Source organism: Enhydrobacter sp. (assembly GCF_030246845.1).
Taxonomy (GTDB): domain Bacteria; phylum Pseudomonadota; class Alphaproteobacteria; order Reyranellales; family Reyranellaceae; genus Reyranella.
The window spans coordinates 1,447,362-1,472,200 of record NZ_CP126889.1; the positions used below are offsets into that span (position 1 = coordinate 1,447,362).

Annotated in this window: 22 protein-coding genes; 8 read left to right on the plus strand and 14 right to left on the minus strand. The window is 64.7% G+C overall.

The window, feature by feature from the left end; genetic code table 11:
* Positions 1–27: 27 nt before the first annotated feature.
* Positions 28–792 carry an FkbM family methyltransferase gene (locus OJF58_RS07380; protein ID WP_300783160.1) on the plus strand — a complete coding sequence of 255 codons (765 nt, stop codon included), beginning with the start codon at positions 28–30 and terminating at the stop codon, positions 790–792.
* 7 nt (positions 793–799) lie between these two features.
* Here the strand turns inward: OJF58_RS07380 and OJF58_RS07385 are convergent, their stop codons facing one another.
* Positions 800–1,318, minus strand: a complete 519-nt coding sequence (locus tag OJF58_RS07385; RefSeq protein WP_300783161.1) for a DUF2478 domain-containing protein — start codon at positions 1,316–1,318, stop codon at positions 800–802.
* 15 nt (positions 1,319–1,333) lie between these two features.
* Complete coding sequence (locus OJF58_RS07390; RefSeq protein ID WP_300783163.1) at positions 1,334–3,115, minus strand: PQQ-dependent sugar dehydrogenase; 1,782 nt, start codon at positions 3,113–3,115, stop codon at positions 1,334–1,336.
* A gap of 214 nt (positions 3,116–3,329) precedes the next feature.
* Here OJF58_RS07390 and OJF58_RS07395 point away from each other — a divergent pair, with 214 nt between their 5' ends.
* Positions 3,330–3,548, plus strand: a complete 219-nt coding sequence (locus OJF58_RS07395) for a dodecin (protein WP_300783164.1) — start codon at positions 3,330–3,332, stop codon at positions 3,546–3,548.
* 111 nt (positions 3,549–3,659) lie between these two features.
* Here OJF58_RS07395 and OJF58_RS07400 read toward each other — a convergent pair whose 3' ends face one another.
* From OJF58_RS07400 to OJF58_RS07430, 7 genes are all read right to left on the minus strand, one after another.
* Complete coding sequence (locus OJF58_RS07400; RefSeq protein ID WP_300783166.1) at positions 3,660–4,367, minus strand: ABC transporter ATP-binding protein; 708 nt, start codon at positions 4,365–4,367, stop codon at positions 3,660–3,662.
* Positions 4,364–5,116 carry an ABC transporter ATP-binding protein gene (locus OJF58_RS07405; RefSeq protein WP_300783167.1) on the minus strand — a complete coding sequence of 251 codons (753 nt, stop codon included), beginning with the start codon at positions 5,114–5,116 and terminating at the stop codon, positions 4,364–4,366. Before OJF58_RS07405 ends, OJF58_RS07400 begins: the two co-directional genes overlap by 4 nt.
* Positions 5,109–6,107, minus strand: a complete 999-nt coding sequence (locus tag OJF58_RS07410) for a branched-chain amino acid ABC transporter permease (protein ID WP_300783168.1) — start codon at positions 6,105–6,107, stop codon at positions 5,109–5,111. Before OJF58_RS07410 ends, OJF58_RS07405 begins: the two co-directional genes overlap by 8 nt.
* Positions 6,104–6,988 (minus strand): branched-chain amino acid ABC transporter permease, encoded by an 885-nt coding sequence (locus OJF58_RS07415; RefSeq protein WP_300783169.1) that lies wholly within the window; start codon positions 6,986–6,988, stop codon positions 6,104–6,106. Before OJF58_RS07415 ends, OJF58_RS07410 begins: the two co-directional genes overlap by 4 nt.
* Positions 6,989–7,102: 114 nt before the next feature.
* A complete protein-coding gene (locus OJF58_RS07420; protein ID WP_300783170.1) occupies positions 7,103–8,299 on the minus strand; it encodes an ABC transporter substrate-binding protein in 1,197 nt (398 codons plus the stop codon).
* A gap of 314 nt (positions 8,300–8,613) precedes the next feature.
* Positions 8,614–9,285, minus strand: coding sequence for a hypothetical protein (locus OJF58_RS07425; RefSeq protein ID WP_300783171.1), 672 nt, complete (start codon positions 9,283–9,285; stop codon positions 8,614–8,616).
* 738 nt (positions 9,286–10,023) lie between these two features.
* Positions 10,024–10,380 carry a hypothetical protein gene (locus OJF58_RS07430; RefSeq protein WP_300783172.1) on the minus strand — a complete coding sequence of 119 codons (357 nt, stop codon included), beginning with the start codon at positions 10,378–10,380 and terminating at the stop codon, positions 10,024–10,026.
* A gap of 176 nt (positions 10,381–10,556) precedes the next feature.
* On the opposite strand from OJF58_RS07430, the gene OJF58_RS07435 reads away from it, so the two are divergent.
* Both OJF58_RS07435 and OJF58_RS07440 read left to right on the plus strand, forming a co-directional pair.
* On the plus strand, positions 10,557–11,750 hold the full coding sequence (locus OJF58_RS07435; protein WP_300785205.1) for a CoA transferase: 1,194 nt from the start codon (positions 10,557–10,559) through the stop codon (positions 11,748–11,750).
* Positions 11,751–11,804: 54 nt separating this feature from the next.
* Positions 11,805–13,016, plus strand: coding sequence for an iron-containing alcohol dehydrogenase (locus OJF58_RS07440; RefSeq protein ID WP_300783173.1), 1,212 nt, complete (start codon positions 11,805–11,807; stop codon positions 13,014–13,016).
* 283 nt (positions 13,017–13,299) lie between these two features.
* Here the strand turns inward: OJF58_RS07440 and OJF58_RS07445 are convergent, their stop codons facing one another.
* The 5 genes from OJF58_RS07445 to ppk2 form a co-directional block, all read right to left on the minus strand.
* Positions 13,300–14,475, minus strand: coding sequence for a patatin-like phospholipase family protein (locus OJF58_RS07445; RefSeq protein WP_300783174.1), 1,176 nt, complete (start codon positions 14,473–14,475; stop codon positions 13,300–13,302).
* Positions 14,476–14,677: 202 nt separating this feature from the next.
* The gene (locus OJF58_RS07450) at positions 14,678–17,854 is read right to left on the minus strand and encodes a multidrug efflux RND transporter permease subunit (protein ID WP_300783175.1); all 3,177 of its coding nucleotides are present in this window, start codon (positions 17,852–17,854) and stop codon (positions 14,678–14,680) included.
* Between the two features lie 4 nt (positions 17,855–17,858).
* Positions 17,859–18,878 carry an efflux RND transporter periplasmic adaptor subunit gene (locus OJF58_RS07455; protein WP_300783176.1) on the minus strand — a complete coding sequence of 340 codons (1,020 nt, stop codon included), beginning with the start codon at positions 18,876–18,878 and terminating at the stop codon, positions 17,859–17,861.
* Between the two features lie 409 nt (positions 18,879–19,287).
* Positions 19,288–20,421, minus strand: a complete 1,134-nt coding sequence (locus OJF58_RS07460) for an OmpA family protein (protein WP_300783177.1) — start codon at positions 20,419–20,421, stop codon at positions 19,288–19,290.
* A 326-nt stretch (positions 20,422–20,747) separates the two neighbouring features.
* Positions 20,748–21,548, minus strand: coding sequence for a polyphosphate kinase 2 (gene ppk2 / locus OJF58_RS07465; RefSeq protein WP_300783178.1), 801 nt, complete (start codon positions 21,546–21,548; stop codon positions 20,748–20,750).
* Positions 21,549–21,955: 407 nt separating this feature from the next.
* Here ppk2 and OJF58_RS07470 point away from each other — a divergent pair, with 407 nt between their 5' ends.
* The 4 genes from OJF58_RS07470 to OJF58_RS07485 all read left to right on the plus strand — a co-directional run bounded on the left by OJF58_RS07470 (position 21,956) and on the right by OJF58_RS07485 (position 24,780).
* Complete coding sequence (locus tag OJF58_RS07470) at positions 21,956–22,174, plus strand: hypothetical protein (protein ID WP_300783180.1); 219 nt, start codon at positions 21,956–21,958, stop codon at positions 22,172–22,174.
* Between the two features lie 20 nt (positions 22,175–22,194).
* Positions 22,195–22,524 carry a hypothetical protein gene (locus OJF58_RS07475; RefSeq protein ID WP_300783182.1) on the plus strand — a complete coding sequence of 110 codons (330 nt, stop codon included), beginning with the start codon at positions 22,195–22,197 and terminating at the stop codon, positions 22,522–22,524.
* A gap of 81 nt (positions 22,525–22,605) precedes the next feature.
* Positions 22,606–23,205 (plus strand): hypothetical protein, encoded by a 600-nt coding sequence (locus tag OJF58_RS07480; RefSeq protein ID WP_300783184.1) that lies wholly within the window; start codon positions 22,606–22,608, stop codon positions 23,203–23,205.
* Between the two features lie 285 nt (positions 23,206–23,490).
* Positions 23,491–24,780, plus strand: coding sequence for a DUF2254 domain-containing protein (locus OJF58_RS07485; protein ID WP_300783186.1), 1,290 nt, complete (start codon positions 23,491–23,493; stop codon positions 24,778–24,780).
* Positions 24,781–24,839 lie beyond the last annotated feature (59 nt).

Sequence of the window (24,839 nt, forward strand, 5' to 3'; positions counted from 1 at the left end):
GGGGTCGCAGCCTGACGGGAGAGCAGCGTGGCCTATATCCATTCCTCGGCGGCCGTTTCCGTGCGCCGAAGCGTCATTGCGCGCCTCAAGAACGTCCTGCGCCCGTTCGAGCCCTACCTTCCGCTGCCGGCGCCGCGCCTGTCATGGGGGCAATCGATCGCCGTGCTGCGCCGGCACGGCTTCCAGCCCGCCACCGTGTTCGATATCGGCGTCGGCTTCGGTACGTTCGGCCTTTATCATCTCCTTCCCGACGCCTTCTATCATCTGGTCGAGCCGACCCGCGAAGCCCTGCCGCATGTCCAGAAGCTCGCGCGACGGCTGCGTTGTGAGATCCATCCCGTGGCGCTCGGCGACCGCGACGGCGAGGTGCAGCTCGAGGTCCGCTCGGACATCCAGGGTTCGACCCTGCTCGAGGAAGTGGGCCAGCGCGACTTCCTGCGCTTCGACCGCGTTCCGATGCGCCGGTTCGATTCGCTTTTCACGCGCATCGAGCGTCCCGCGCTTTGCAAGATCGATGTGCAGGGCGCGGAGCTGATGGTGCTGGAGGGCATGACCGGACGGATTGCCGACATCGACGCCTTCATCATAGAGACCAGCACCATCGCGACGGTCAAGGGCGGCGCCGAGGTCCACGGTGTCGTGAATTTCATGCAGGATCACGGCTTCGCCCTGGCCGACGTGATCGGGCTGAAGCGCCGTCCGCTCGACGACGCGACCGCCCAGCTCGATCTGATGTTCGTGCCCGAGAACGCGCCGCTGCGCGCCGACCGCCGCTGGGCGACGGATTCCTGAACCGTCTTCAGGGCGACGGCCGGACGTCGGCCCACCATTGCTCGATGCGGCCGGCATCGGCGGGAAGAGCGACGAAGTGCGGCGCGGCAAAGGCTTCCCATGCCGGCATGAAGCCCCTGCCGACGGACGTGAGAACAGGCACGCCGGCCTCGAGCGCCGCATCGAACGCGCCGCGAAGTCCGCCGCCGCCTGCTTCCAGCTTGCCGAACTTGCTCAGCACGACGAGATCGCAGCCGCGCGCGATATCCGCGCGCACGGCGTCGGCCGCCGTCAGCACGCCGCCGCCGTCGAGATGGCAGGCGGTCGAGGAAGGCCCCAGATCTTGGAACATCGGGAAGCGCTTACCGCTGGCGAGGCTGCGCAGATAGCCGGCCCGGCAGGCGCGGTCGACGAGACCATGATCTTCCGCAAGGACGCCGGCGAGGCGCAGGGAGGTCCGCCAGTGGTCGGTCAAGCTGCGGAACAGATCCTGGACGGTGGCGGCGGGCGCCTCCTGCACGACGGCAATCTTCTCGACAGAAGCCAAGGCATCCTCCTGCGGTCAACGATGGTTGGCGTGGCTGATGGCCCAGACATAGGCCGACACCGCGGCAAGGTCACTTGGCGTGAGCGGGCTTCCGCCCATCGGCGGCATCGCGCCCTGGTATCGTTTTGGCTTCGGAACGCCCCTGGCGATAATGCTCCTGAGACTGTCCAGACTGCCGTCGGTCCATAGCCACTGGCCGGTGCTGAGCGGCGGGCCGACCGAGCTGCCGCCGCCATCGGAGCCGTGGCAGCCGCTGCAGGCGCCGTTGCTCGCCTCGCCGTGATAGATGCGGTCACCCAGCGCCACCTGCTCGGCCGTGGCGCCAGGCGGCGTGGGCAGCGGCTGCGCCTTGCGCCCGGCGTCGCGATGAACGCCCTCCGGCGGAGAGGCCCGCGACGAAGCCGTTGCCGAGTACGAACCGGTACGCGCGGGGGTGACCTTGTCGGAGCCGTCGCCGTCATAGGTGATGCGCCAGATGCGGCCATGCACGTCGTCGGAGACGAAGAGCGCGCCATCCGGCGCCACGGCGAGCCCGCTCGGCCGGAACGCCGCCCGGCCCGGTTCCTTGTGTCCGCCATCGAAGCCGTCGGCGAAGACGACGTAGGGGCCTGCCGCCTTGCCGTCGGCCAATGGCTGGAAGACGACATTGAAGCCGGCTTGCGGCAGCGGCGCACGATTCCACGAACCATGGAAGGCGATGAACGCACCGCCGCGGTAGCCGGCCGGGAACTTGTCGCCGAGATAGATCGCAAGCGCATTGGGCGCCCAGTGGCCGGGAAAGGCCGCGACCGGCCCCCGCCGGTCCGCACAAAGCCCGACGGCCCTGCCGCCGTCGCCGCCATATTCCGGCGCGAGCACGAGCTTCTTCCGGTTCTGGTCGTAGTAACATTCCGGCCAGCCATAGTCGGCGCCCTGTGTGACTTCGATCAACTCCTCGGCCGGCAATTCCGCACTCTGCTCGGCGGTGTAGAGGCGCGGCCAGTTCTGGTAAAGCTGGTCGCGACCGTGCTGGGTCGCGAACAGGCGGCCGGCGGCGTCGAAAGCCAGGCCTTCGGCATTGCGGATGCCGCTCGCATAGCGTTCCGCCGGCGAGAAGACCTGTCCGGTCTTGTCGGCATCGTAGCGCCAGATTCCGCCCCGCGTTCGTTTCTCGATGCAGAGGTCGCGGCCGCGCGCGCCGGCCATGCGATTGGCCGCCTGGCAGGCGTTGGTCGCCGAGGCGAGATCGACGAAGAGATCGCCCTTCGCGTCGATCGCGAAGGGATGCATCGGATGATCGCCGGTGAGCGGCAGGCCTGAAACCACCTCCGTCGGCGCGCCGGCCGGCACCGACGCGCCGGGCGTCAGCGCATAGCGCAGGATGCGGCCGTTCTCCTCGGCGTAGAGCGCGCCGTCATAGAGGGCGATCCCGGTGCCGCCGGTGCCGCCGGCCCGGGGCGTCGCGCCGAAGCGCTGGACGCTGTCGGCACGGCCATCGCGGTCGATATCCTTCAACGCGATCAGGAAACCGCCCGCGGGCGGCGCCCGACGATAGTAGCGGCCGCTCCAGCTATTGGCATAAAGCGTGCCGTCGGCCGCCACGGCGAGATGACGGACATGGCCCAGATTGTCCGCGAACACCGTCGCGCAGAACCCTGGCGACAGCGCGAGGCCGCCATTGTCTCCGGGGCAGCGCGAAGCGCGGGACGGTTGGGCCGCCAGCCTGCCCTCCGTCACCGCTCCTATCACCACGATCGCTGCAAGGACCGAGGTGAGTGCGATCGCGGCCCGCACACCGCGGCGATTCCAGATCGTCATTCCCGGCTCCCTATCGCACCCACAGTGGCAGATGTGCCCTTGTGCGCGGATTTCCAGTGCCGGCGGCGCTGAAGCCGCAGTGAAGACTAAGCCGTCTTGATCCAGACCGCCGCCTTCATGAGCGCTGGCGGAGCCGGGCGGGACGACCGATGCTACGGGGACGGCATGGCATGCGCCGCCCAGTTGGTTTCTTCAACAAAGCGAGGAGACGCACATGGCTACCAACCGGACCTATGTGAAGACCGAAGTTGTCGGGAGTTCCGACAAGTCGGTTTCCGACGCCATCGAGTCGGCGATCGCGACGGCATCGCATTCCCTGCGCAATCTCGATTGGTTCGAGGTGGTCGAAGTTCGGGGCAACATTCGCGACAGCAAAGTCTCGAACTACCAAGTCACCCTCAAGCTGGGCTTGAGATACGAGCCGAAGGGATAGCAATGCGCGCTCGTCCGCTTGCCCTGACGCCAAGCAGAGGGGGTCGTTCTCAATAGGCCTCGTTGCGCGATCGCAATGCACCAAACCTCGTCGACCCGAGCCGTGGGAACCTCACAGCGCCATCAGCCGGTCGAGCAGTGCATGATCGGACCTGAGTGCGGCCGCGGGGCCGGCGAAGCGCACGGCGCCCTTCTCCAGCACATAGACGCGGTCGGCCAGCGCCAGCGAGAACTCGATGCCCTGCTCGGCGAGCAGGATCGTCATGCCCTGGGCTTTCAGCTCGCCGATCTTGACGAGCAGCGCCTCGACCACGAGCGGGGCGAGCCCCTCCGACGGCTCGTCAAGCAGCAGCAGGTCGGGATTGCCCATCAGCGTGCGGGCAATGGTCAGCATCTGCTGCTCGCCGCCGGAGAGGAAGCCGCCCTGCCGGTCGCGCAGCGCGCCGAGCACCGGGAAGAGCTCGACGACCGCCTCGGTCGTCCAGCGTCCCGGGCGCGCCGCCGCCCGTCGCGCGACGTCGAGATTCTCCCACACCGAGAGCTCGGCGAAGATGCGGCGATCCTCCGGAACGAAACCGATGCCGGCGCGGGCGACGCGGTATGGCGACCAGCCGGTGATGTCGTGCGACTTGAAGCGGACATGACCGGCGCTCGGCGGCGTCAGGCCCATCACGGCGCGCATCGTGGTCGTCTTGCCGACGCCGTTGCGGCCGAGCAGGCAGACGCATTCGCCCGCGTTGACCTCGAGCGAGATGCCGAACAGCACGCGACTGAGTCCGTAGGCCGCATGGACGTCCTGGAGCGCCAGCAGCGCGCTCATGACGGCGCACCCGCCGGTCGGTCGCCCAGATAGACGCGACGGACCTCGGCATCGGCGCGAACCGCCGTCGGATCGCCATGGGCGATGATGCGTCCCTGGTGCATCACCGCGATCTTCTGCGCGATCGAGAACACGACCGCCATGTCGTGCTCGGTGAACAGCAGCGTCAGCCCGCGCTCGCGGGCGATACGGGCGATGAGCGCAATGGTCTCGTGGGTCTCGGCGGCGGACATGCCGGCAGTCGGCTCGTCGAGCAGCAGGATCTTGGGGTCGCTCGCCAAGGCGATGCCGAGCTCGAGCTGCTTCTGATTGCCGTAGGCAAGCGTTCCCGCGGTCACCTGCGCCCGGCCGGCGAGGCCGATCGAGGCGAGCAACGCCTCGCTTTCCGCACGATAGAGCCTCTCCGAACGCGACCAGAAGTTGGGCCCCTGGCCGCGATGGGCGAGAAGGGCCGCCTGCACGTTCTCCAGCACGGTGAGCCTGGGAAAGATGTTGGTGTGCTGGAACGATCGTCCCAGACCCATGCCGCAGATCCTGTACGGCGCCATGCCGGTGATGTCGCGCCCGTCGACGGACACGCGGCCGGCGGTCGGCCGCAAGTGCCCGGTGATGAGATTGAACAGCGTCGACTTGCCGGCGCCGTTCGGCCCGATCACGGCCGCGATCTCGCCCCCGGCCACGGCCAGATCGACGCCGGAGACGGCGCGGAAGCCGCCGAACGACTTGGACAGGCCGCGCACCTCAAGCACCTGCGCGCTCCGCTCTCTTGCGCCGAAGCCAGGCGAAGCCGGCGGCCAGCCCGCCGGCAATGCCGCCCGGGAAGGCGAACAGCAGCACGAGCAGGATCGCACCGAGCACCAGCGGCCAGTACTCGGTGTAGGACGTGATCTCCTGGTTGAGGAGGACGAGCGTGGCCGCGCCGACCACCGGCCCCCAGAAGTGATCGATGCCGCCGAGGATGGTCATGATCATCACCTCGGCCGATTTCGGCCAGTAGACATAGTCGGCGAAGACGCCGCGGTTGAAGATGCCGAACAGGGCGCCGGCAATGCCGGCGAAGCCGCCGGCGACCACGAAGGCGGCCAGCTCGTAGCCGCGCACGTCGAGGCCGATCGACGCCGCACGCTCCGGGTTCTCCCTGATGGTCGTCAACATGCGGCCGAACGGCGAGGCGATGATCCTCTGCATCGCCGCCAGCGACAGCATCACCAGCACGAGGGTCAGCAGGTAGAAGTGATCCGAGACGCGCAGCTCGTCGAGAAGCGGCACCGACGACATCCAGCCGAGATCGGGATACGGCACGTCCGGCAATCCCTGATCGCCGCCGGTGACATCGTTCCATTTGAAGCAGATCGCCCACACGATCTGCGAGAAGGCGAGCGTCAACATGGCAAAGTAGATCCTGGTGAGACGCACGCAGAAGAAGCCGAACACCAGCGCGCCGAGCGAAGCGCCGAACGCCGCCGCCGGCAGCGCGATCGCGAACGGCAGCCCATAGGTCTTCATCAGGATGCCGCACACGTAGGAGCCGATGCCGAAATAGGCGACGTGACCGAACGAGACAAGGCCGGTGGTGCCCAGCAGCAGGTTGAGGCTGACCGCGAACAGCGCACTGATCGCGATCTGGGTGGCCAGGAAAGTCTCGTAGCGCGAGCCGAACCACGGGATCGTGAATGCGACCAGGAAGACGACGAGCGTCCACGGCACACGCCGTGCGGCGGCGGCGGCCGGCGAGGTCATCGGAGCGGCCTTCCGAACAGGCCCCAGGGGCGTACGATCAGGATCACCGCCATCAGGGCGAAGACCGAGAACAGCGAGAAGCCCGGCAGGATGAGAATGCCGAACGAAAGCACCTGGCCGTAGATGACCGAGCCCCAGAACGTGCCCCAGAACGAGCCGAGGCCGCCGATCACGACGACGATGAACGCCTCGACGATGATCTCGACGTCCATGCCCGGCACGATGCTCTGGATCGGCGTGACCAGCGCGCCCGACAGGCCGGCGAGGAACGAGCTGACGACGAACATGCCGGTGTAGAGGGCGCCGACATTGGCGCCGAGCGCGCCCAGCATCTCGCGGTCGAGCGCCGCCGCCCGCACCATCCGCCCGGAGGGGCTGCGCGTCAGCACGAGCCAGCCGGCGACGGCGATGGCGGCGCCGATCAGCATGATGAACAGGTTGTAGGCCGGCAGAATGGCCCCGAACGCCTCGATGCCGCCCGCCAGCATCGGCGGGCGCGACACCGACAGCTGATGCGTGCCCCAGAGGGCCTTGGCCGCGTCACCGAGGATGAGGACCAGCGCGTAGGTGAGAAGCAACTGGTAGATCTCCTCGCGGCCGTAGATGTGGCGCAGCAGCAGCCGTTCGATCAGGCCGCCGAGCAGCGCGACGCCCAGCGCCGCGGCGAGCGCGGCGAGCCAGAAACCGTGCAGGATCGGGGCCAGCCATTGCACGACCTGCCAGGCGAGGTAGGCGCCGATCATATAGAAGGAGCCGTGCGCGAAGTTGAGCACGCGCATCACCCCGAACACGAGCGACAGACCCGACGCGATGAGGAACAGGAACATCGCTGTCGTGAGCCCGCCCAGGAACTGGCCGAACAGGAACGAGGCGTCGGCCATCGCTCAGCCCTCGCGCACAAGGAGGGCATGCCCCGCCCGCGACGGAGCGGAGGGCATGCCGAGCTTGTGGTCCGCTGGTTCCAACTCAGTCGGAGACGGCGTCGGTGGGCGCCATCAGTCCGTAAACGGCCCCTGAGAAAGGTATTTTGGATTCTTCATGATCGCGAAGGGATAGCGGTCGTCCTTCACCATCTGCCCCCAGAACTCGCCCATCTCGGTCTCGTGCGTCTTCGGGTTGAAGGTGAGCTTGCCGATCGGCGTATCGAAGGAGAGCCCGAGCATGGCCTTCGCTACCTTGGCCGAGTTCGTGCTGCCGGCCTTCTTGATGCCTTCGGCCAGCGCCAGTATCGAGGCGTAGCCCATGATCGCCCAGCCGGACGCGTACTTCTCCTTGGTGAACGCCTTGAGATGCTCGATGTAGGTCTTGTGCGCGGCCGGCTCGTTCTCCGGCCAGATCACGGGGTCGTAGGCGTCGGACCAGATGCCGTAGGGGTAGTCCTTGCCCAGCGCCTGCGCCGCGTCCGTCGTGCCGACCTCGCCGCCGTCGGCCAGACGATTGTCGATCGCCTTGAAATAGCCGAGGGGCGCCGCCTGCTTGGCGAAGGTGACGAAATCACCGCCGAACACGTCGCAGAACACCGCATCCGGCTTCTTGGCCATCTGCGCGGTGATGAACGGCGTGAAGTCGCTCTGGCCGAGCTTCGGCCATTGCTGATCGACGATCTCGATGTCGGGCCGCGCCTTCTTGATGAAGTCGACGAAGGCGCCGACGGCGTCGCGGCCATAGGCATAGTCTGGCGCGATGGTCGCGACCCGCTTCACCTCCTTCCAGCCCGCGATGATCGAGGCGCCGGTGCGGCCGTCGATGTCTGTGTTCGACGCCAGGCGGAAGATATAGGGGTGCAGGTTGGCCGGCGAAACGAGCTGGATGGTCTTCGACGTCGGCGCGACAAAGACGATCTTGTTCTCCTTGGCGATGGTCGACACCGCCGGCGCCTCCGCCGAGGTCAGCGTTCCCGACAGGAAATCGACACTGTTCTTGATGATCAGCTCGCGCGCGAGGCGGACGGCCTCGTCGGCGCTCGCCTTGCTGTCGCGCGTCAGCAGCTCCAGCTTGCGGCCGAGGACACCGCCGCTCGCGTTGATCTCCTGCACCGCCATTTCGGCGCCCTTGACGATCGGTACGCCATAGACCGAGGCGGGGCCGGACAAGGGCATCGGATAGCCGATCTTGATCGTGCTCTGGGCGGCGGCCGCCACCGGAACGAGACTTGCAGCAACGATCACCGCCAGAAGGCGCTGCGGCATCATGGGCATCCTCCCTGGAATTCTTGTGATTCTGGGCTTCAAAGACCTCGAATTTTAAGGGGTACCACGCTAATCCAACCGTGCGGCTTTCGCCGGCGCACTCTGCCGTCTTGGACTGCCTGTCTTGCCTGTCAGCATGACCCTACGGCCACCGCTGGTCAATCCGACAACGGAACCGAGTTGATCCCGCTTCGTCTTGGAGGCGGATCGTCGATCGCGCCGTTGCTTGTCGTCGTACCGATCACCTCTCGAGGACGACCAAAGCGACACGGCGGGACTGACATCCCGCCGCGGCCTCCGTGCCACTACCTCATGCTTCAGCGAACGATCGCGATCCTGAAGGCGCTCTGGACGCTATAGACGGCGGTGAGCTGGTCGCCCGCCTTCAGCGTTGCAAGGGCGGCTCGTCCCGGCTCGGTCTGGATCTGCGGCAGGCGGATGACCTCGCCGCTGTTGGGCGCGGGCGCGTCCGGCTCGCCCGTGGACGCATTGATGATGTCGACCGCCGAGTGCTCCGGATAGGTCTTGACCACCATGCCGGTCGTCTTGAACAGGCGCACCTTGTGCTCGGAGCCGGGGAAACTCTCGATTCGCGCACCTTGGGCGACCATGGCGTCCGCGTGGCTCGTGACGGCCGGCGTCGTCCTGGCAATCAGAAAGTCGAGATAGTCGAACCAGTGGACGTCGACGGTCTGCCCCTCCTTCAGCTCGGAGTAGGCATTGCCGGGATAGCCGGTCGTCGTTTTCACGACCATGTCCGAGGCCTTCATCTTCACCCGGCCGACATCGTCAAAGACGACGACCAGCCCACGCGTCTTCGGATCGAGGCTATGGACCGTGCCGCGCTTGAAGTTCTGATAGCGCAGCGGCACGTACAGGTCTTCGGCCGGATCGGCCATGGCCGGAGGCGATGCGATCGTGAAGACTGGGGCGGCGACGGCGACGACGCCCAGATACGCGATTGTCGTGCGGCGATTGAGATCGACCATGATCTTCCCCTCAAAAGTGATGGCTAAAAATGCCATCACCGGCGACATCGCTCCGTGATCCAGATCAATCGGACGACGAACACATGCGACGTTCGATTGTAGTTCGATTGATCTGGCGCAAAGACGGTCGGGAGCACTCTTCGCAGCATGTTTTAGTGGCTGCTGCCGCTGAGGGGATACTCAATGCAACCCACGCTGCTCGACTACCTGCTGCTCTGGCAAGTTGTCATCTTTTTCGGCGTTCCGCTCGGCCTGCTGGTGTTTGTAGTGATCCAGGATTTCCTCACCCACGACTAGGCTCGATCCAAGTGAACGCGCCCGAGCCGAGCAAATGTCCGCGGTCAACCTCCGACTCGCCCATCGGGACAGGGCTTGGCTCGAGCCCGTCTGGCTGCTTCGCTTGACGCGGTCTCGCCCGTTCGGGGATTGACCAAATGGATGCGTCCGCACGCAGCACAGCACTGCGAAACGTGCGTCGTCGCAGCGACCGGGCTCTCGACTGTTGCCTGCACCTGCAACCCGCTGCTTGGACAGCGATAAAGAAAATTCTCCATCGATTCGCCAGTTCCGACACCCGGATGTGGATGCTGCTTGCAGTTCAGAAACAGAATAGCCGCCACGGAGTGGACATCCTTGATCGAGATCAATCCCCACGACAATGGCGGCCGTTGCATGATCTCGCTTTGGCCGAGCACCGGGCGGCGGTGGAAACCGAGATATTTGCAAACGCCTCGACTTTCAGCGTGAGGGCAGCGTGAAACCGCTGCTGCGCAACAGATTCTCGAGGGCGGCGATGCCGGCGGCGGTGTTTCCGCGGTTGCAGTCCTCGATGGCGGCGCGCGTCATCGGGCTCGGGGCGAGGCGGCCTTCGGCACCGGCGCTGCCGGTGTAGCGCAACGCAAGGTCGGCCAACCGACGACAGTAGGCCGCGTCGTCGTTCTGCGCCCGCGTGCCGAACGGCAACACAGCGACGATCATGGCCAAGGCAAGCAGCGTCCAGGACGTTCCGTACATCCGAACCTCTTGTTGCAGCTCATGCCGCATGGGGCCGGCGGCGGCCTTGATGCATGTCAAGAGTGCCGGCAGGAGGTCCATTCAGGAGATCAATCGGACCGCTGCACCCAGAAGGCGCCGCCAGGATGCACGGTCCCTGGAGGATACGCCGTCGCGAACGGCCGTGCTCGTTGCATTGGAACAACGTTTGGAGGATCAATGATCGACAGACGTCCATAACTCGCGTAGGGAGCGCAGCCGGCTGCGCACTGACCTGCATGACCAAGCGAAGCGGCCCGCTCGAGGGCATTCGGGTTCTCGATCTTACGACCATCTTGTTCGGCCCGTTCGGCACTCAAACCCTTGGTGACTGGGGAGCCGAAGTGATCAAAGTCGAATCGCCGGCTGGCGATGGATGGCGCTACAGCGGCCAATTTCGCAATCGCGGCATGAGCGGCCAGTTCATGGCCGCGAACCGCAACAAGCGCAGTCTCGCGCTGGATCTGAAGCAGCCGGACGGCAAGGCCGTATTGCGGCGCCTGATCCCGACAGTAGATGTGTTCGTCAGCAATGTCAGGCCGGCTGCGCTGGCGCGGCTGGGCTTCGGCTACGATGCCTGCCGCGAGCTCAATCCGCGGCTCGTCTATGCGACGGCCACCGGCTTCGGCCAGGACGGTCCGTGGGCGGCTCGCCCGGCGTTCGACGAGATCGTCCAGGCCGCCTCGGGCCTGGCTTCTGCCATCGGCACCGACGATGAGCCGGCGTTCGTGCCGAGCCTGGTGGGCGACAAGCTATGCGGGCTGGCGCTCACGGCCGCCGTGAGCGCCGCGCTGGTGCGCCGCGAGCGCGACGGAATCGGCCAATTGGTCGAAGTGCCGATGCTCGAGACCGTTGCCGCCTTCAACAGTATCGAGATGCTCGGCGGTCACGCCTTCGTCCCGCCGATTGGTCCTGCCGGATACAAACGTGTCAGGAAGCGGCGCCCGGTCCGGACGAAGGATGGCTGGCTGACAATGCTGCCCTACTCCGGCGACAACTGGTGCACCTTCTTCGAGGCCGTCGGACACCCTGAATGCATCGAGGAGTTCTCGGTGCGGGATCCGGTGCAGCGTGCAGCAAATATCGACAAGATCTACGACCGCATGGGCGAGATCGCCGTGACCCGCACCACCGCGGAATGGGAGGAGTTGCTGTTGCGCATCGATGTCCCGCACGCCTCGTTTGCAAAGCTGGTCGACGTCGCCGAGCAGCCGCATCTGAAGGCAGTCGACATGTTTGTGGAGCTCGACCATCCGACGGAGGGCAGGATCCGCCAGGCCCGACCGCCTGCCCGGTTCTCCGAGACGCCGGCGAGCATCCGTCGCCTGCCGCCACATCTTGGCGAACACACGCGCGAAGTGTTGCGCGAGGCGGGGTACACGGATGCGGAGATCGCGGATCTCATAAAGCGCAAGACAGTGGCCGCGCCATGAAACTGCAGCGCTGTCGTCGATCGTGACCTGCAGTCGCGCAACGAGGAGCCGATGATGGATAAGGACTTTCGCGCTGCCGGGCATTCCTGGCGGCTGCACTGCGGTCCGCAGGTGATCGAAGAACGCCTGAAGGAAGCCGTGGTGCGCGCCGGAGCGAAGCGCGCTTTCGTGATTTGCTCGCCGTCGATCAACAGGCGAACCGACGTGGTGCGCCGCATCGCCACTTCGTTGGGGGAGCGCTACGCGGGAGTCTTCGACGGAATCCAGAAGGATTGCCCCTACCCCAACGTCTGCGTCGCGAAGGACGCCGCGGTCGCCGCCGGCGCGGACCTCCTGATCGCCGTGGGCGGCGGCAGCGTCATCGTGGCAACGCGCGCCGTGGCGATCTTCCTCGGCGAACGGGGCGACCCTTTCGAGATCATGACGCAGTATCCTGAAGGCCGACCGGCCTTCAGCCCCCGGCTCCTGGCGCCGAAGCTGCCGATCGTGAATATCCCGACAACGCCGACGAGCGCGATGAATCGGGCCGGCACGGGGCTTAGGAACGATGATCTCGATCATCGCATGGAGTACTTCGACCCGAAGACGCGCCCGCAAGCGATCTTGCTCGACCATGGAGCGCTGTCGGCTACGCCTCGGGACGTGCTGCGCTCCACCGCGACAACCATCCTCGCGAGCGCTGTCGGCGCCATGGCCCAGATCGACGTCAACCCGCTGGTCGAGGGCGATCGGAACCAGGCGTTCCGGCTGGCGCAGCGCGCCTACACCCGGCTGGCAGACGGACATGACGACACCGGCCTGCGCGTCGACCTTTGCGTCGCGGCCTTCCTGCATAACCGGGCCGAGGACGATGGCGGGCGCACATTCCGGAGCGCGACCTTCTCGGGCGACTACGCCGTGTCCACGGCGCTCCATGTACACTACCCACATGTCGGGCAAGGCGAATCGACGTCGGTCGTCCAGGCAACGAAGATCAGGCTCGCCGAGACGATCGACCCGCGATCGGCACGGCAAGTTGCCGAAGCTGTCGGTGTCTGGCGTGACGGCATGGACGGAAGGCAGGCGGCGTTTGCCGTCGCCGACACACTGGAGAATCTTTACGGACGAGCAGGCCTGCCGATCCGCCTGAGAGAACTCCGCATTCCAAGAGAGGATCTCGCGCTGATCGCCAATCGAACCGTGAAGAACTTCAATGCCAATGCCGGCGCGAGATCGGCCGAGGAACAGGTTGCAAGTGCCGCGCGGCTGCTCGAAGCCGCTTATTGAAGCGCGATGGCAACGGCACCTACGTTGCTTGCCGAGATCCCTACCGAATGGCCGCAGCGCTCGCGGCAAGCGGATGGCATGCTCGACAAATCCCGGGTATATTGACCGGTGAGCTAGAGTTCCTTCTTGCGACTACTATGGTGGAGTTGGCGTGCCGGAGTGGTCAAAAGAGAGAACTGGTGCGCCATGCTTCAAAGATAACCGATAGCCGCGACCCATACTATTTGTTCGTGGACTGCAACTATGGCGCAGCTTCCAAATCGACCCTCCTCGCCGAGTAAGTTCACCGCGTGGCAGTCATATTCGGCGCTGCAAGTCCCGGCGGCGTCTTGTGCCAGGCGTTTCCTGCCATGGCCTGCTCATAACCATAGTCGTACAGCGCTCGCATATAAGGTTGCTCGAACTGTCCCTTCTCGGTCATCTGGAAGTCGGTGCCGATGTAGGCGAGGTTGTAGTCGACGCCATCGCGCTGGGTCACGAAGTACGTCCGCAGCACGTCGTTGCGACCGCTGGCCGCCAGCATGGTACTGACGGCGCGACCGGCGATGCTGATGGTGCGTCTTTCGGCAACCGCATAGTCCGGATCCAGCCGGGCGTTGCGGATGATGTAGGCATGCCGCTCGCGCTTGACCCCCACGCCTTTAAGATCGACCGAGGGCGGATAGAGGAAGAGCTGGGCGATCGCGCCGCCATCGACATGCAGCTCCTGATACTTGCGCCCGTCGAGCTCGACATCGATCAGCACCGGCTGGAAGGCGGCCGGAACGGCCGACGATGCCCGCAGGATCTTGCGCACCAGGTCCAAAGCCCCGGGCCGGCCGCTGGCCGCGATCGCGCCGATGTTCCAGATCACCGGCCGCTGGGCGTCGAGATTGGTGGTGCCGATCATCAGCAGGCGGCCCTTGCGGTATTCGGCCGCGATCGCGTCGAGGAGATCCTGGTTGGCATACTTGGCGATGAGCTTTGCCAGCGGCGACGTGTCGGCCATGGCGTCGTCGAACAAGGCGGCCGTGTAGCCGCGCTGCTCGAAGACCCTGTCCGGCGTCATGGTCGTGTAGACCTCGCGCAACTGCGCGTCGTAGGCCGGCCCCAGGAAGGCGAAGGGCGCGATCAGCGCGCCGGTGCTGACGCCGGTCACCATCTTGAATTGGGGCCGTGTCCCGGTCGCGCTCCAGCCGTTCAGCAGGCCGGACCCGAAGGCGCCGTTGTCGCCGCCGCCGGACACGGCGAGGAAGTGGGCTGGCGGCATCGGCGCGTTGGCCGAGAGGCCCAGCGTTGCCCTCTCCCGCTCGAGTGCCGCCATGCCTTCCTCGATCACCGGGCCTGAATCGGCGTCGGGAAAGAACCGGGCGTTGGCGAGGCCGAGCGGCAGGGCGCGCATCGTGTCGGCGCGCGGCACCGCCGGGCCGCGCTCGGGTATCGAGCAGCCGATCGTCCAAAGGCCGAGGATCAGAATCACAAAGATTGTCGGTCTCAATTGGATCACAAAGGCCTCCCGCACCTCAGCCCGCAACAGCGACCCGCCGGACGATCTCGTCGATCACCTGATCCTTGCCGACGCCGTCGGCGCTCGCCTCGTAGCTGCGGCTCGCTCGACAGCGCAAGCGATCGTGCGACTGCTTGCCGTCGTGTGGCCAAGGCACTATAGCCAGGCATGAAAGCTACTTTGAGACCCGTTCCATTGAGGCACTCTCTGTAGACGGCGCGAGGGCCTCGTAGCGTCGCCGCAGGCCAGGACGTGCTCTTTCGCGCAGCCACTGGAACATGACGTAAAGCGGCGGGATCGCGAAGATGCCGACGAGGGATGCCGCGAGCATGCCGCCGAAGACCGGCGTGCCGACATTGCGGCGCGCGAGCTGTGCGGCACCGAGCGCGACGACCAGGGGATAGAGGCCGAGGATGAAGGCGAAGGAGGTCATCATGACGGGCCGGAAGCGCAGGCGCGCGCCTTCGACGGCCGCCGGCGCAAGCGCGACGCCGCTCTCGCGTTTCTCCTTGGCGAACTCCACGATCAGGATACCGTTCTTTGCCGCCAGCCCGATCAACACGACCATGCCGATCTGGCCGTAGAGATCGAGCGTCAGGCCGGCCAGCAGGATGGCGCCGAACGATCCCAGGATCCCGATGGTGACCGACAGCAACACCGGGACCGGGATCGTCCAGCTTTCATAGAGGGCGACGAGGAAGAGGTAGGCGAACAGGATCGCGAAGGCGAGGATCATGGCTGTCTTGCCTTCGGCACGCTTTTCCTGGAACGAGACGTCGGTCCATTCGCCCTGGTATCCGGGCGGCAAGGTGGCCTTCGCCACCTGCTCCACCGCCGCCAGGGATTGCCCCGAGGAAACGCCGGGAGCCGGGCTGCCCTGGATCGCGACGGCGAGGCGGTTGTTGTAGCGCACCAGGGCCTGCGGCCCGATCACGACGCGCACTTCGAGCAGGCTGCGCAACGGCACCATGTCGCCGTCGGCGGTGCGCACGTTGATGCGGTAGATGTCGTCGACGCTGGCGCGATCCTGGGCCTCGGCCTGCACATTGACCTGCCAGGTCCGGCCGAAGAGGTTCATGTCGTTCACGTAGTAGCCGCCCAGCGACGTCTGCAGCGCCTGGAAGACATCGGACAGCTTGAGGCCTAAAACCTGGACCTTGTCGCGGTCGATATCGAGATAGATCGAAGGCGTCGTGGCGGAGAAGGTGCTGAAGACGCGCGTCAGGCTGGGATTCTGGTTCGCCGCCACCAGCATGCCCCGCAGGGCCTGGGCGAGCGCCTTGGGATCGGAGCTGCTCATGCTCTTCAGCATGTAGCTGAACCCGCCCGCCGTCCCGAGGCCGATGATCGGCGGCGGCGCCACGGCCACCGCCGATCCGCCGCGGACTTCGCGAAACCTATCGTTGAGGCGGGCGATGACCGCCGGGGCGCCCCGTTCCCTGGCGAGCCGGTCGTGGAAGGGCTTGAGCGAGACGATGACGAAGGCGCCGTTGGCCTGCGAATAGTTGTCGATGAAGTTGAGACCGATGACGGAGGTGTAGCTGTCGACCGTGTCCTCCGCGGCGATCAGGCGCTCGAGCCGGGAGACATAGTCGCTGGTGCGCGCCACCGAGGCGCCGTCGGGGAGCTGGGCGATCACGAAGAACGCCCCCTGATCGTCCTCCGGCAGGAAGCCGGTCGGAGTGATCCGAGACAGCAGGGCCGTCCCGATCATCGCCACCGCCACCATTGCAATCCCGACGATCGAGAAGTGGACCAGGCGTGCGACGACGCCGCCGTAGGCGTCGCGTACGTGGTCGATCGTGCGCATCACCCTGCCCATGACGCCACGCCGCGGTCCCTCGTGGCGCTTCAGGAGGATCGCACAGAGCGCGGGCGAGAGCGTCAGCGCATTGACCGCCGACAGGAACATCGACACCGCGACCGTCACCGCGAACTGGCGGAACAGCTCGCCCGAGATGCCGGGAATGAAGGCAATCGGCACGAATACCGACAGCAGGACGAGGGTGATGGCGATGATCGGCGCCGTGATCTGTCCCATCGCCACCTTCGTCGCGTCGGCAACCGACAAGTCGGGCCGGGACTCCATCACCTGCTCGACGTTCTCGACGACCACGATGGCGTCGTCGACCACGATCCCGATCGCCAGCACGACGGCGAGGAGCGAGACGGTGTTGGCGGAATAGCCGATGGCCAGAAGCACCACGAAGGTGCCGATCAGGCTGACCGGGACAGCGACCGTCGGAATGAGGGTCGCGCGCCAGCTTCCCAGGAACAGGAACACCACCAGGACGACCAGGACGAAGGCCTCGACCAGCGTCTTCTCGACCTCTTCTATGGTGGAGGTCACGAACACGGTCGGGTCGTAGGTCACCTTCCAGTCCAGATCCGGCGGAAAGTCGTGCGCCATCTCGGTCATCGCCGCCTTCACGGCGGCGAGCGTGTTGACCGCGTTGGTGCCCGGCGCCTGGTAGAGGCCGATGACCGTCGCCGGCTTGCCGTTCAGCCGCGTCTCGCGATCGAGATTGGCGGCGCCGAGCTCGATGCGGGCGATGTCGCCCAGGCGCAGGATCGAGCCGTCCGGGTTGGTGCGGATGACGATGCGCGCAAACTCCTCGGGCGAGGCCAGCCGGCCTTTGGTCTGGATATTGAGCTGGAGCTGCTGGTCGTTCGAGATCGGCCGCGCCCCAATGCGGCCGACCGCCGCCTGGACGTTCTGGGCCTGGAGCGCCGCGACGACGTCTCCCGTCGTCAGGTTGAGCCCGGTCAGTCGGTCGGTCTGTATCCAGACCCGCATCGAGTAGTCCTGCGGCCCGAACAAGGTGGCGGAGCCGACGCCCGGCGTGCTCTTGATGCGATCGAGCACGTTGATCGTGACGTAGTTGGAGATGAAGAGCGGATCCTTTGTCCCCCTGGGCGAATAGACCGACAGCACGCCCAGCAGCGCCGTCGACTGCTTCTGCACCGTGACGCCCTGCTGCTTGACCTCGGCGGGCAGCCGCGCCACGACCGCTTGCACCCGGTTGTTCACGTTGACAGTATTGATGTCGGGGTCGGTGCCGAGCTCGAAGGACACCTTCAGCGAATAGCTGCCGTCATTGCCGCTGACGCTGCGCATGTAGATGGCGCGATCGACGCCCACCAGCTGCGCTTCCAGTGGCTGGGCGACGGTGGCCTCCACGACCGCCGCCGACGCACCGGGGTAGGTGGTGGTGACGGAGACCTGCGGCGGCACGATATCCGGATATTGCGCCAGCGGGATCGCCACGAGGGCAATAGCCCCCGCGATCACCGTCACGATGGCAATGACGATGGCCAGCCGTGGCCGGTCGACGAAGACCGAGGAAATCATCGCCTCAGCCTCCGGTCATCGAAGCGACCGGCGAAGCCTGCACTGGAGCGCCGGCGCGCAATGAGCCCAGCCCCTCCACGACCACCTGCTCGCCGCCTTTGAGGCCGTCGGCGATGACCGCGTTCGGGCCGGAATCGCCTCCCACTTTCACGCGTCGAACGGCGGCCTTGCCGTCTTCCACGATGAAGACATAGACGCCTTCCTGGTCGGCAATCAGGGCCGCTTGCGGCACCAGAATCCGTTCGACCGGCTTTTCCTGCTCGACGGCGGCTTGCAGCAGCTGGCCATCCACCAGCACCCCTTTCGGATTGGGCACGGTGGCCCGCACGAGGACCGTATCGGTCGCCTGGTTCACGGTCACGTCGACGAAATTGATCCGTCCCGGCTCGCTATAGAGCGAGCCGTCGGAAAACCGGAGGCGAACGAGCAGTCCCGCTGCATTCGCTGCCGTATGGGTTTGCTGGCCTTCCTTCTGCAACTCGAGAAATTCGCGCTGGCTCACCGGGAACAGCACGTACATCGGATCGACGCTGACGATCGTGGTCAGCGTGCCGGACTCCGGCCCGACCACATTGCCTTTCGTCACGGCCGAACGCCCGATGCGGCCGGCGATCGGCGACATGATCTGCGTATAGCCGAGATTGATCCTGGCGTTCTGCAGGGCCGCCTGGGCGGACGCGAGGTTGCCTTGCGCCGTCTGCTCGGCGGCGACCCGTTCATCGCGCACGGCCACGGACTGGGCGCCGGTCTTGACGAGTTCGTCCGATCTCTGCCGCTGAAGCATGGCGTTGGTAAGCTGTCCCTGGGCCCGCAGCACCTCGCCCTCGGCCTGCCGGACGGCCGCCTCGAACGGCCCCGATTCGATCCGATAGAGCGGCGCGCCCGCGGCGACCACGTCGCCTTCCTTGAACAGGATCTCCTCGAGGTATCCGGTCACCCGCGCCTTGACCTCGACGCGGTCCTTCGCCTGCACGCGGCCGACGAAGGTCGTCGCCTGCGTCACCGCCCGCTTCTCCGCGAACACCGTTCCGACAGGTGTCGGCTGCCCAGCGGCGGGCTGGGCATGCAGTCCATTCCAGGGAACAATGATGCTTAGCGCGACCAGCGAAGCATACCAACGTCCTCGCCTCGGCACTCCTTCCCGACCGAGCTGGTAAGGCTTGTTCATATAGCCTCGGGCAGGGCCTTGCCCTGAACAGACGAAGTCGTGCTGATGCTTTCGGGTAAGGTGACCAGTCTTGCTGGTGCACCGCAACCAGCGAGCGCACTGGCAGATAGACTAGTCAGTGCCGGTCGACGTCGCAATGCACTCTTTCCTCCACAGCATCGGACAGAGGCTGGTTTCGACCACCCGGTCGTGCCGCCGGACGGAGTGTGCGGCAAACGAAATCCCATGACCGCCGCTGCCTGTGGCTTTGGTCCAGGGCTTCCCGCTACTGGATCACGATCTCGACACGGCGGTTCTGCGGCTCGCGCACGCCGTCGCCGGTCGGCACCAGCGGCTGGGTCTCGCCCTTGCCGATCACCGAGATCGCCGTCGCCGGCACGCCGTCACGCACAAGGGCGTCCTTGACCGCATTCGCCCGACGCAGCGACAGCGCCATGTTGTAGCTCGCCGGTCCCGACGTGTCGGTGTGGCCGGTGGCGGTGATGCGGGCGCTGCCCTTGGTCTTGTAGGCGTCGGCCGCCTGCTGGATCGTGCCCAAGGCCTGCTGCGACAGGTTCGAGCGGTCCCAGTCGAAGAACACCATGAAGGACGGAGCGGCCGGAGCCGGAGGTGGAGGCGGCGGTGCCGCCACTTCAGGTGGCCCGAACTTGTACTGCAGGCCGAGCATGACCGCGAAATTGTTGTTGCTCCAGCCATTGCCATTCAGGCTCGGGTTGGATGTTCCATAGTAGCGGCCGTCGAGATTGAGGCGGAAGTTGTTGTCGATATGCCAGCTGGCGCCGACAATGCCCTGGAACGCGAATACGGTGCTGCTGAGTGAACCGGTGCCGTCCACAAAGCCGATGCCAAGGCCGGCGCCAATGTAGGGTGTGATGATCGAATCGGGGAGAAAATCGTAGTACCCGTTCACCAGGATCCCGAGCTGACTGATGTTGCTGGAATAGAAGCCCGATCCCATCGGACCGGCGCCCGTAACGGAGTTGACCTGGTTCTGGCGATAGACACCTTCCAGTTCAACGCGCGGACCGATGAAGTCGTAGCCGATCACACCTCCCGCGGCCCATCCGGTCTGCGTCGTGATCGGCACATTCGCAAACTGCGTACCCGCGGTGTTGACCGTTGTATTGAGAAGCCAGCTCAGACCGCCTTCGGCCCCGATGTAGACGCCCGGCGTGGGCGCTGTCTGCGCACCGGCCGTCAGCGGAAGCAAGGCGAATGAGGCTCCGGCAGCAGCCATCCATTTCAGCATCGTCATCGCACCACTCCCCTTCCGTACCTGGAATCGTTCATTCCACTGGCAGAGAATGACCTTGCGAAGGAAACTCCGACGCCGGCCACCGCCGCGAATCGCGCGTTCAAAGTAGGTAACGGCTCCCTGGGAGGCATTGACATTAGTCAAGGGCCGTTCGCACCGGCATCCGCTCTGTCTTCCGTATTCTGCAGCAGGTGGGTAGCCTCGACGTTCCCCGCGCCGGGCTTGCCCCATTCGTCGTCGGTTCGATTGATCAAACGCATGGCGCCGACCTCGGGCACGACTTCAAAGTCGTCACCGAAGGAGCGCTGGCACCATGGATGACCCTACACTGCTCGACTATCTGCGATTCTGGGACACTGCGCTGTTCTTCGGCGTGCCCTTGAGCCTGCTGATACTGGTTCTCATTCAGCGGCACCGGTCGCGCTAGCCGAGCCATCAATCTCAACGTGAGGGCAAGCGCCTTTGCCTCTTCAATAATGCTGTTCGACGAACCTGCGACCCATCAGGGAAGCGACATCGTCATACTGCTTCGTCTTCGAGCGCTCCGGGAGTTCCACCTTCTTTTGCTCAACATGCCTGTAGGGAATACGAGAAAGGATGTGGGAAATGCAATTGAGTCGAGCCCGTTTCTTGTCATTCGAATCGACCAGGTACCACGGCGCATACTCTGTATCCGTATGCTCGAACATGAGGTCACGCGCTTTCGAATAGTCATACCATCGCCTGAACGACTCCAGGTCCATCGGGCTGAGTTTCCATTGCCGGACCGGATCGTCGATGCGAGCCTGGAAGCGCCGCTCCTGCTCCTCTTGGCCGACTTCCAACCAAATCTTGATGAGTCGTGTTCCGCCTTCGACGATGAACTTCTCCACGATGGGGCAAAGCGCGAGAAATCGTTGATGCTGTTCGTGCGTGCAAAAGCCCATTACGTACTCGACTCCGGCGCGGTTGTACCAGCTTCGATCGAAGATCACGATTTCTCCGCCCGATGGGAAATGCTCGACGTACCTCTGCAGATAGATTTGCGATCGCTCGCGGTCCGAGGGCGATGGCAACGCCACCACCCGGAACACTCGAGGGCTCACGCGATCAACGATTGTCTTGATCGTGCCACCCTTTCCGGCAGCATCCCGTCCCTCGAGAACAATAATAATGCGCTCCTTGTGCTCCCGAACCCATGCCTGAAGACTGCACAACTCCGCCTGGAGCTTGCGCAGTTCCTTTTCGTAGATCTTTCGGCTGAGCTTTTCGTTGGCCGCCTTCTTCAGCATGGCTATCTCCCCGTTCACCGACGGCGGAACGCATATTCTTGGCTAATTAAAGCCGCACCCATTCCGGATAGTCCTTGACTTTGATCAAGGACCGTACGGCACCTTGGTAACGCCCACCAAGCCAGGCCTCGCTGCTCGGATGGGTTCGGGATCATCGCGGACCGACAGAGATTGACTAATGTCAAGGAGGGCGTTCGCCCGGTGCGCTACTAATCCTCAACGATGGAAAGCCTTCAGTTCCTTTCAACCATGCTTTCGACCCTTTTGGTGGTGGCGACAACTTTGATCATGCTGGCGATGACGCTGGACGGCCAAAATCCCGGTCGGCGGCCGCGGGACAGCTTTGAACGAGCTCACCGCAGACGGGCCGTCGCCGCTATCCAGGGTGAAAATCCGACGAGGGAAACATGACTAAGACGATTTCGATCGTATCGATCGCGTTGGTGAGCCTCGCCACCGCTTGTGATCGGCCAATGACTACAGGGGAAAAGGGTGCGGCAGTCGGCGCGGCGGCCGGCACCGGTATCGGTCTCGTGACCGGCGGCAGCTTCGGCCAGGTCGTGGGCGCCGGCCTGATAGGCGGTGCGGTCGGCTATCTCGGCGGCAGCGCCATCGGCGACAAGTGAACCGGGCGGAGGCAGAACAAATGTCAGCCAAGAGCTTTCTCGCCATGACTGCGCTTCTTCTCGTCCCGGTGGAAGCCAATGCCCAGGGCGGGCAGCTGACCTTCGACCAGGCGGCCTATGTAACCTGTCGCGAGGCGCAGGCGATGCAGCCCGATGCGCGAAGGCAGATTGCGGTCTTCCTCGCCCAGCACGCCGCACGCCATCGAGGCATCGCCCTTCCGACCGACGAGCGCGGCGGCCAGCTTGGCATGCTGGTGCGCAGCGGATGCACGCTCGCTCCCGACGCTTACCTGTTCACAGTCATCGACCGGGCGATCGTGGCCGAGAAGCCCAACCTCGCAAAGCGCTAACCGGTCGACACTTCCCGCTTTGTGGCTCTGCGAGACCGTACCGGCTTGGAGCGCCCCCTGTGGGTAGAGGAGCACAAGACAATGAAGCATGCCTATTCTGCAGCCGTGGCCATGCTTGGTCTCTTGCTGATCACCCCGACAGTTTCGGGCTGGGCGCAGGTCACGTCGGCCACGCAGCCCGTTACCGGCATAACGATGGCAACCAAAAGAGTAGCGGAGGGGCAAGTCACTGCCGTGGATCTCGGGGCCCGTACCGTTACGGTGATGCTCTCGAATGGCAGAAGCGTTAGTGGCGCAGTGAGCGAGGGGGTCGGAGGGCTCGACCTTGTAAAGGTAGGTGACCGTGTTGAAGCCACCTTCGAAGAGAGATTGAGTTTCGTTCTCTCGGCGCCGGGTACGGCCACGCCGGCCAATCGAGCCATTGGCGGACTTGCCACCTCCAGAGCCGATCAAATGCCGGCCGGATATATGGCGGCTTACGCCGTATCGACCTGGATGGTGGTGGGGACGGATGTGGCAAACAATACGATCTCCCTTGTCGACCCTGCAGGTGGTCAGGTCTTGACCTTCGATGTACGCACAGCGGAGGGCCGCACGTCCTTGCCGAGGGTGAAAGCCGGGGACAAGTTGACAGCCGTGCGGGCCGAATTCCTGTTTGCTCGAATAGTGCGTAAGCCCTGATCCTGCCGCTTGAACAATGCCGAAGTTCAAGCTCGTCAATCCGGGCGGCCCGAACAGTTGGCCGTTACCGGGATTGGCGATCGTGCCGATCGGTCCTTGGCCGATCATGATGACGGCGACCATCTACATCGTTGCACCGTCCCGCCGCTCCTGCGCGAGCCACGGCAACCGAGTCCGGAATGGATGAAGCTGACAGCAACCTGCTCCGGGCTGACTGCACGGCGGTCCGCTCGCGCGACCGGACCACCCTGGGCTGGATCGACATAGCAAAATGGGGGGAACCGAATGAAATGGGGACAACTGTACGCAGTACGCAGTTACCTGCGTTCAGCGCTATGGGTCATTCCCGTGGCGGCATATCTCGCATCGTTCATCGTCATCCGGATCCTCAGCGCGATCGACGATGCACTGGGATGGAGCTGGTATTGGACCATGGAGATCAGCGTGGTCCAGAACGTTCTTCAAGGAATGGTGGCGGCGACAGGGACATTCCTGGTTTTCGCCTTCAGCTCGCTCCTGGTTGCCATCCAGGTGGCCAGCGCCCAGCTTTCGCCCCGGATCATCGCCACGACCCTGCTTCGCGACAGAAACATCCGATTGATAGTCGCGCTGTTCGTTCTGACCGTCAGCTTCGACCTGGGAACCCTGGTCCGCTCACAGACACACGTTCCTTACCTGTTGCTTACAGTTGCGATTGTCTTCGCTGGCAGCTCCACGGTGGCATTTGTCTACCTGATCGACCACGCGGCCCGACTGCTGCGGCCGGTGAGCATCGTATGGCGTCTGGGCGAGGCAGGAATAGAAGTCGTGGAACAGGTCTATCCGCACAAGATTGCCAGTGCGGATCGGCCATCGCGGCCACGGCCAGACTTGAGCGTTCCGATGCGCACGGTCGTGCACAACGGCGTTTCGGCGATCGTCCTTGCCGTCGATCTCGACACACTGGTGGCGGAAGCCGAGAGGACCGGCGGCGTCATCGAGTTTACCCATCAGATTGGCGATTTTGTTTCGGTCGGTGAGCCCATCTTCCTCCTCTATGGAGGCGCCGCTTCTGCCGACGACGACGTGCTTCAGGCGGCAATCGCAATGGGTCCCGAACGCACGATCGAGCAGGACGCGACCTTCGCATTCCGCATCATCGTCGACATCGCCATCAAGGCGCTATCGAAGGCGATCAATGATCCCACCACTGCGGTGCTGGCCATCGACCAATTGCATCGTCTTCTCCGCGCCGTTGGACGACGGCATCTGCACGACGATGTAGTTCGCGACACCACCGGGAACGCCCGTCTCGTTTTTCGAACGCCCGACTGGAAGGATTTTGTGCAGCTCGCATGCCGTGAAATTCGCCTTTACGGCGTCGAGAACTATCAGATCAGCCGGCGCATGCGGGCGATGCTCGAGAACCTGATGCAAATCCTTCCCGAGACACGCTGCGCCGCGTTGCAGAAGGAGCTCGAGCTGCTCGATCACGCACTCGAACGGCTCAACCTGCAGCCGGACGATCTCGATCTTGCACGAGTTTCCGACTTCCAGGGTCTTGGAGGAGCCACCCGCAAACGACTTGCATCTTAGCGCTGCGGACGGCCGACACCCCTCATGCTTGCGAAGCGCGTTTGCCCCGGCGGCGCCTG

Excerpts from the sequence above, each read along its gene's own strand:
- OJF58_RS07390 (WP_300783163.1), bottom strand. The coding sequence starts at position 3,115 with ATGACGATCTGGAATCGCCGCGGTGTGCGGGCCGCGATCGCACTCACC.
- OJF58_RS07395 (WP_300783164.1), top strand. The coding sequence starts at position 3,330 with ATGGCTACCAACCGGACCTATGTGAAGACCGAAGTTGTCGGGAGTTCC.
- OJF58_RS07400 (WP_300783166.1), bottom strand. The coding sequence starts at position 4,367 with ATGAGCGCGCTGCTGGCGCTCCAGGACGTCCATGCGGCCTACGGACTC.
- OJF58_RS07410 (WP_300783168.1), bottom strand. The coding sequence starts at position 6,107 with ATGACCTCGCCGGCCGCCGCCGCCGCACGGCGTGTGCCGTGGACGCTC.
- OJF58_RS07415 (WP_300783169.1), bottom strand. The coding sequence starts at position 6,988 with ATGGCCGACGCCTCGTTCCTGTTCGGCCAGTTCCTGGGCGGGCTCACG.
- OJF58_RS07420 (WP_300783170.1), bottom strand. The coding sequence starts at position 8,299 with ATGATGCCGCAGCGCCTTCTGGCGGTGATCGTTGCTGCAAGTCTCGTT.
- OJF58_RS07425 (WP_300783171.1), bottom strand. The coding sequence starts at position 9,285 with ATGGTCGATCTCAATCGCCGCACGACAATCGCGTATCTGGGCGTCGTC.
- OJF58_RS07430 (WP_300783172.1), bottom strand. The coding sequence starts at position 10,380 with ATGGACCTCCTGCCGGCACTCTTGACATGCATCAAGGCCGCCGCCGGC.
- OJF58_RS07435 (WP_300785205.1), top strand. The coding sequence starts at position 10,557 with ATGACCAAGCGAAGCGGCCCGCTCGAGGGCATTCGGGTTCTCGATCTT.
- OJF58_RS07440 (WP_300783173.1), top strand. The coding sequence starts at position 11,805 with ATGGATAAGGACTTTCGCGCTGCCGGGCATTCCTGGCGGCTGCACTGC.
- OJF58_RS07450 (WP_300783175.1), bottom strand. The coding sequence starts at position 17,854 with ATGATTTCCTCGGTCTTCGTCGACCGGCCACGGCTGGCCATCGTCATT.
- ppk2 (WP_300783178.1), bottom strand. The coding sequence starts at position 21,548 with ATGCTGAAGAAGGCGGCCAACGAAAAGCTCAGCCGAAAGATCTACGAA.
- OJF58_RS07470 (WP_300783180.1), top strand. The coding sequence starts at position 21,956 with ATGACTAAGACGATTTCGATCGTATCGATCGCGTTGGTGAGCCTCGCC.
- OJF58_RS07475 (WP_300783182.1), top strand. The coding sequence starts at position 22,195 with ATGTCAGCCAAGAGCTTTCTCGCCATGACTGCGCTTCTTCTCGTCCCG.
- OJF58_RS07480 (WP_300783184.1), top strand. The coding sequence starts at position 22,606 with ATGAAGCATGCCTATTCTGCAGCCGTGGCCATGCTTGGTCTCTTGCTG.
- OJF58_RS07485 (WP_300783186.1), top strand. The coding sequence starts at position 23,491 with ATGAAATGGGGACAACTGTACGCAGTACGCAGTTACCTGCGTTCAGCG.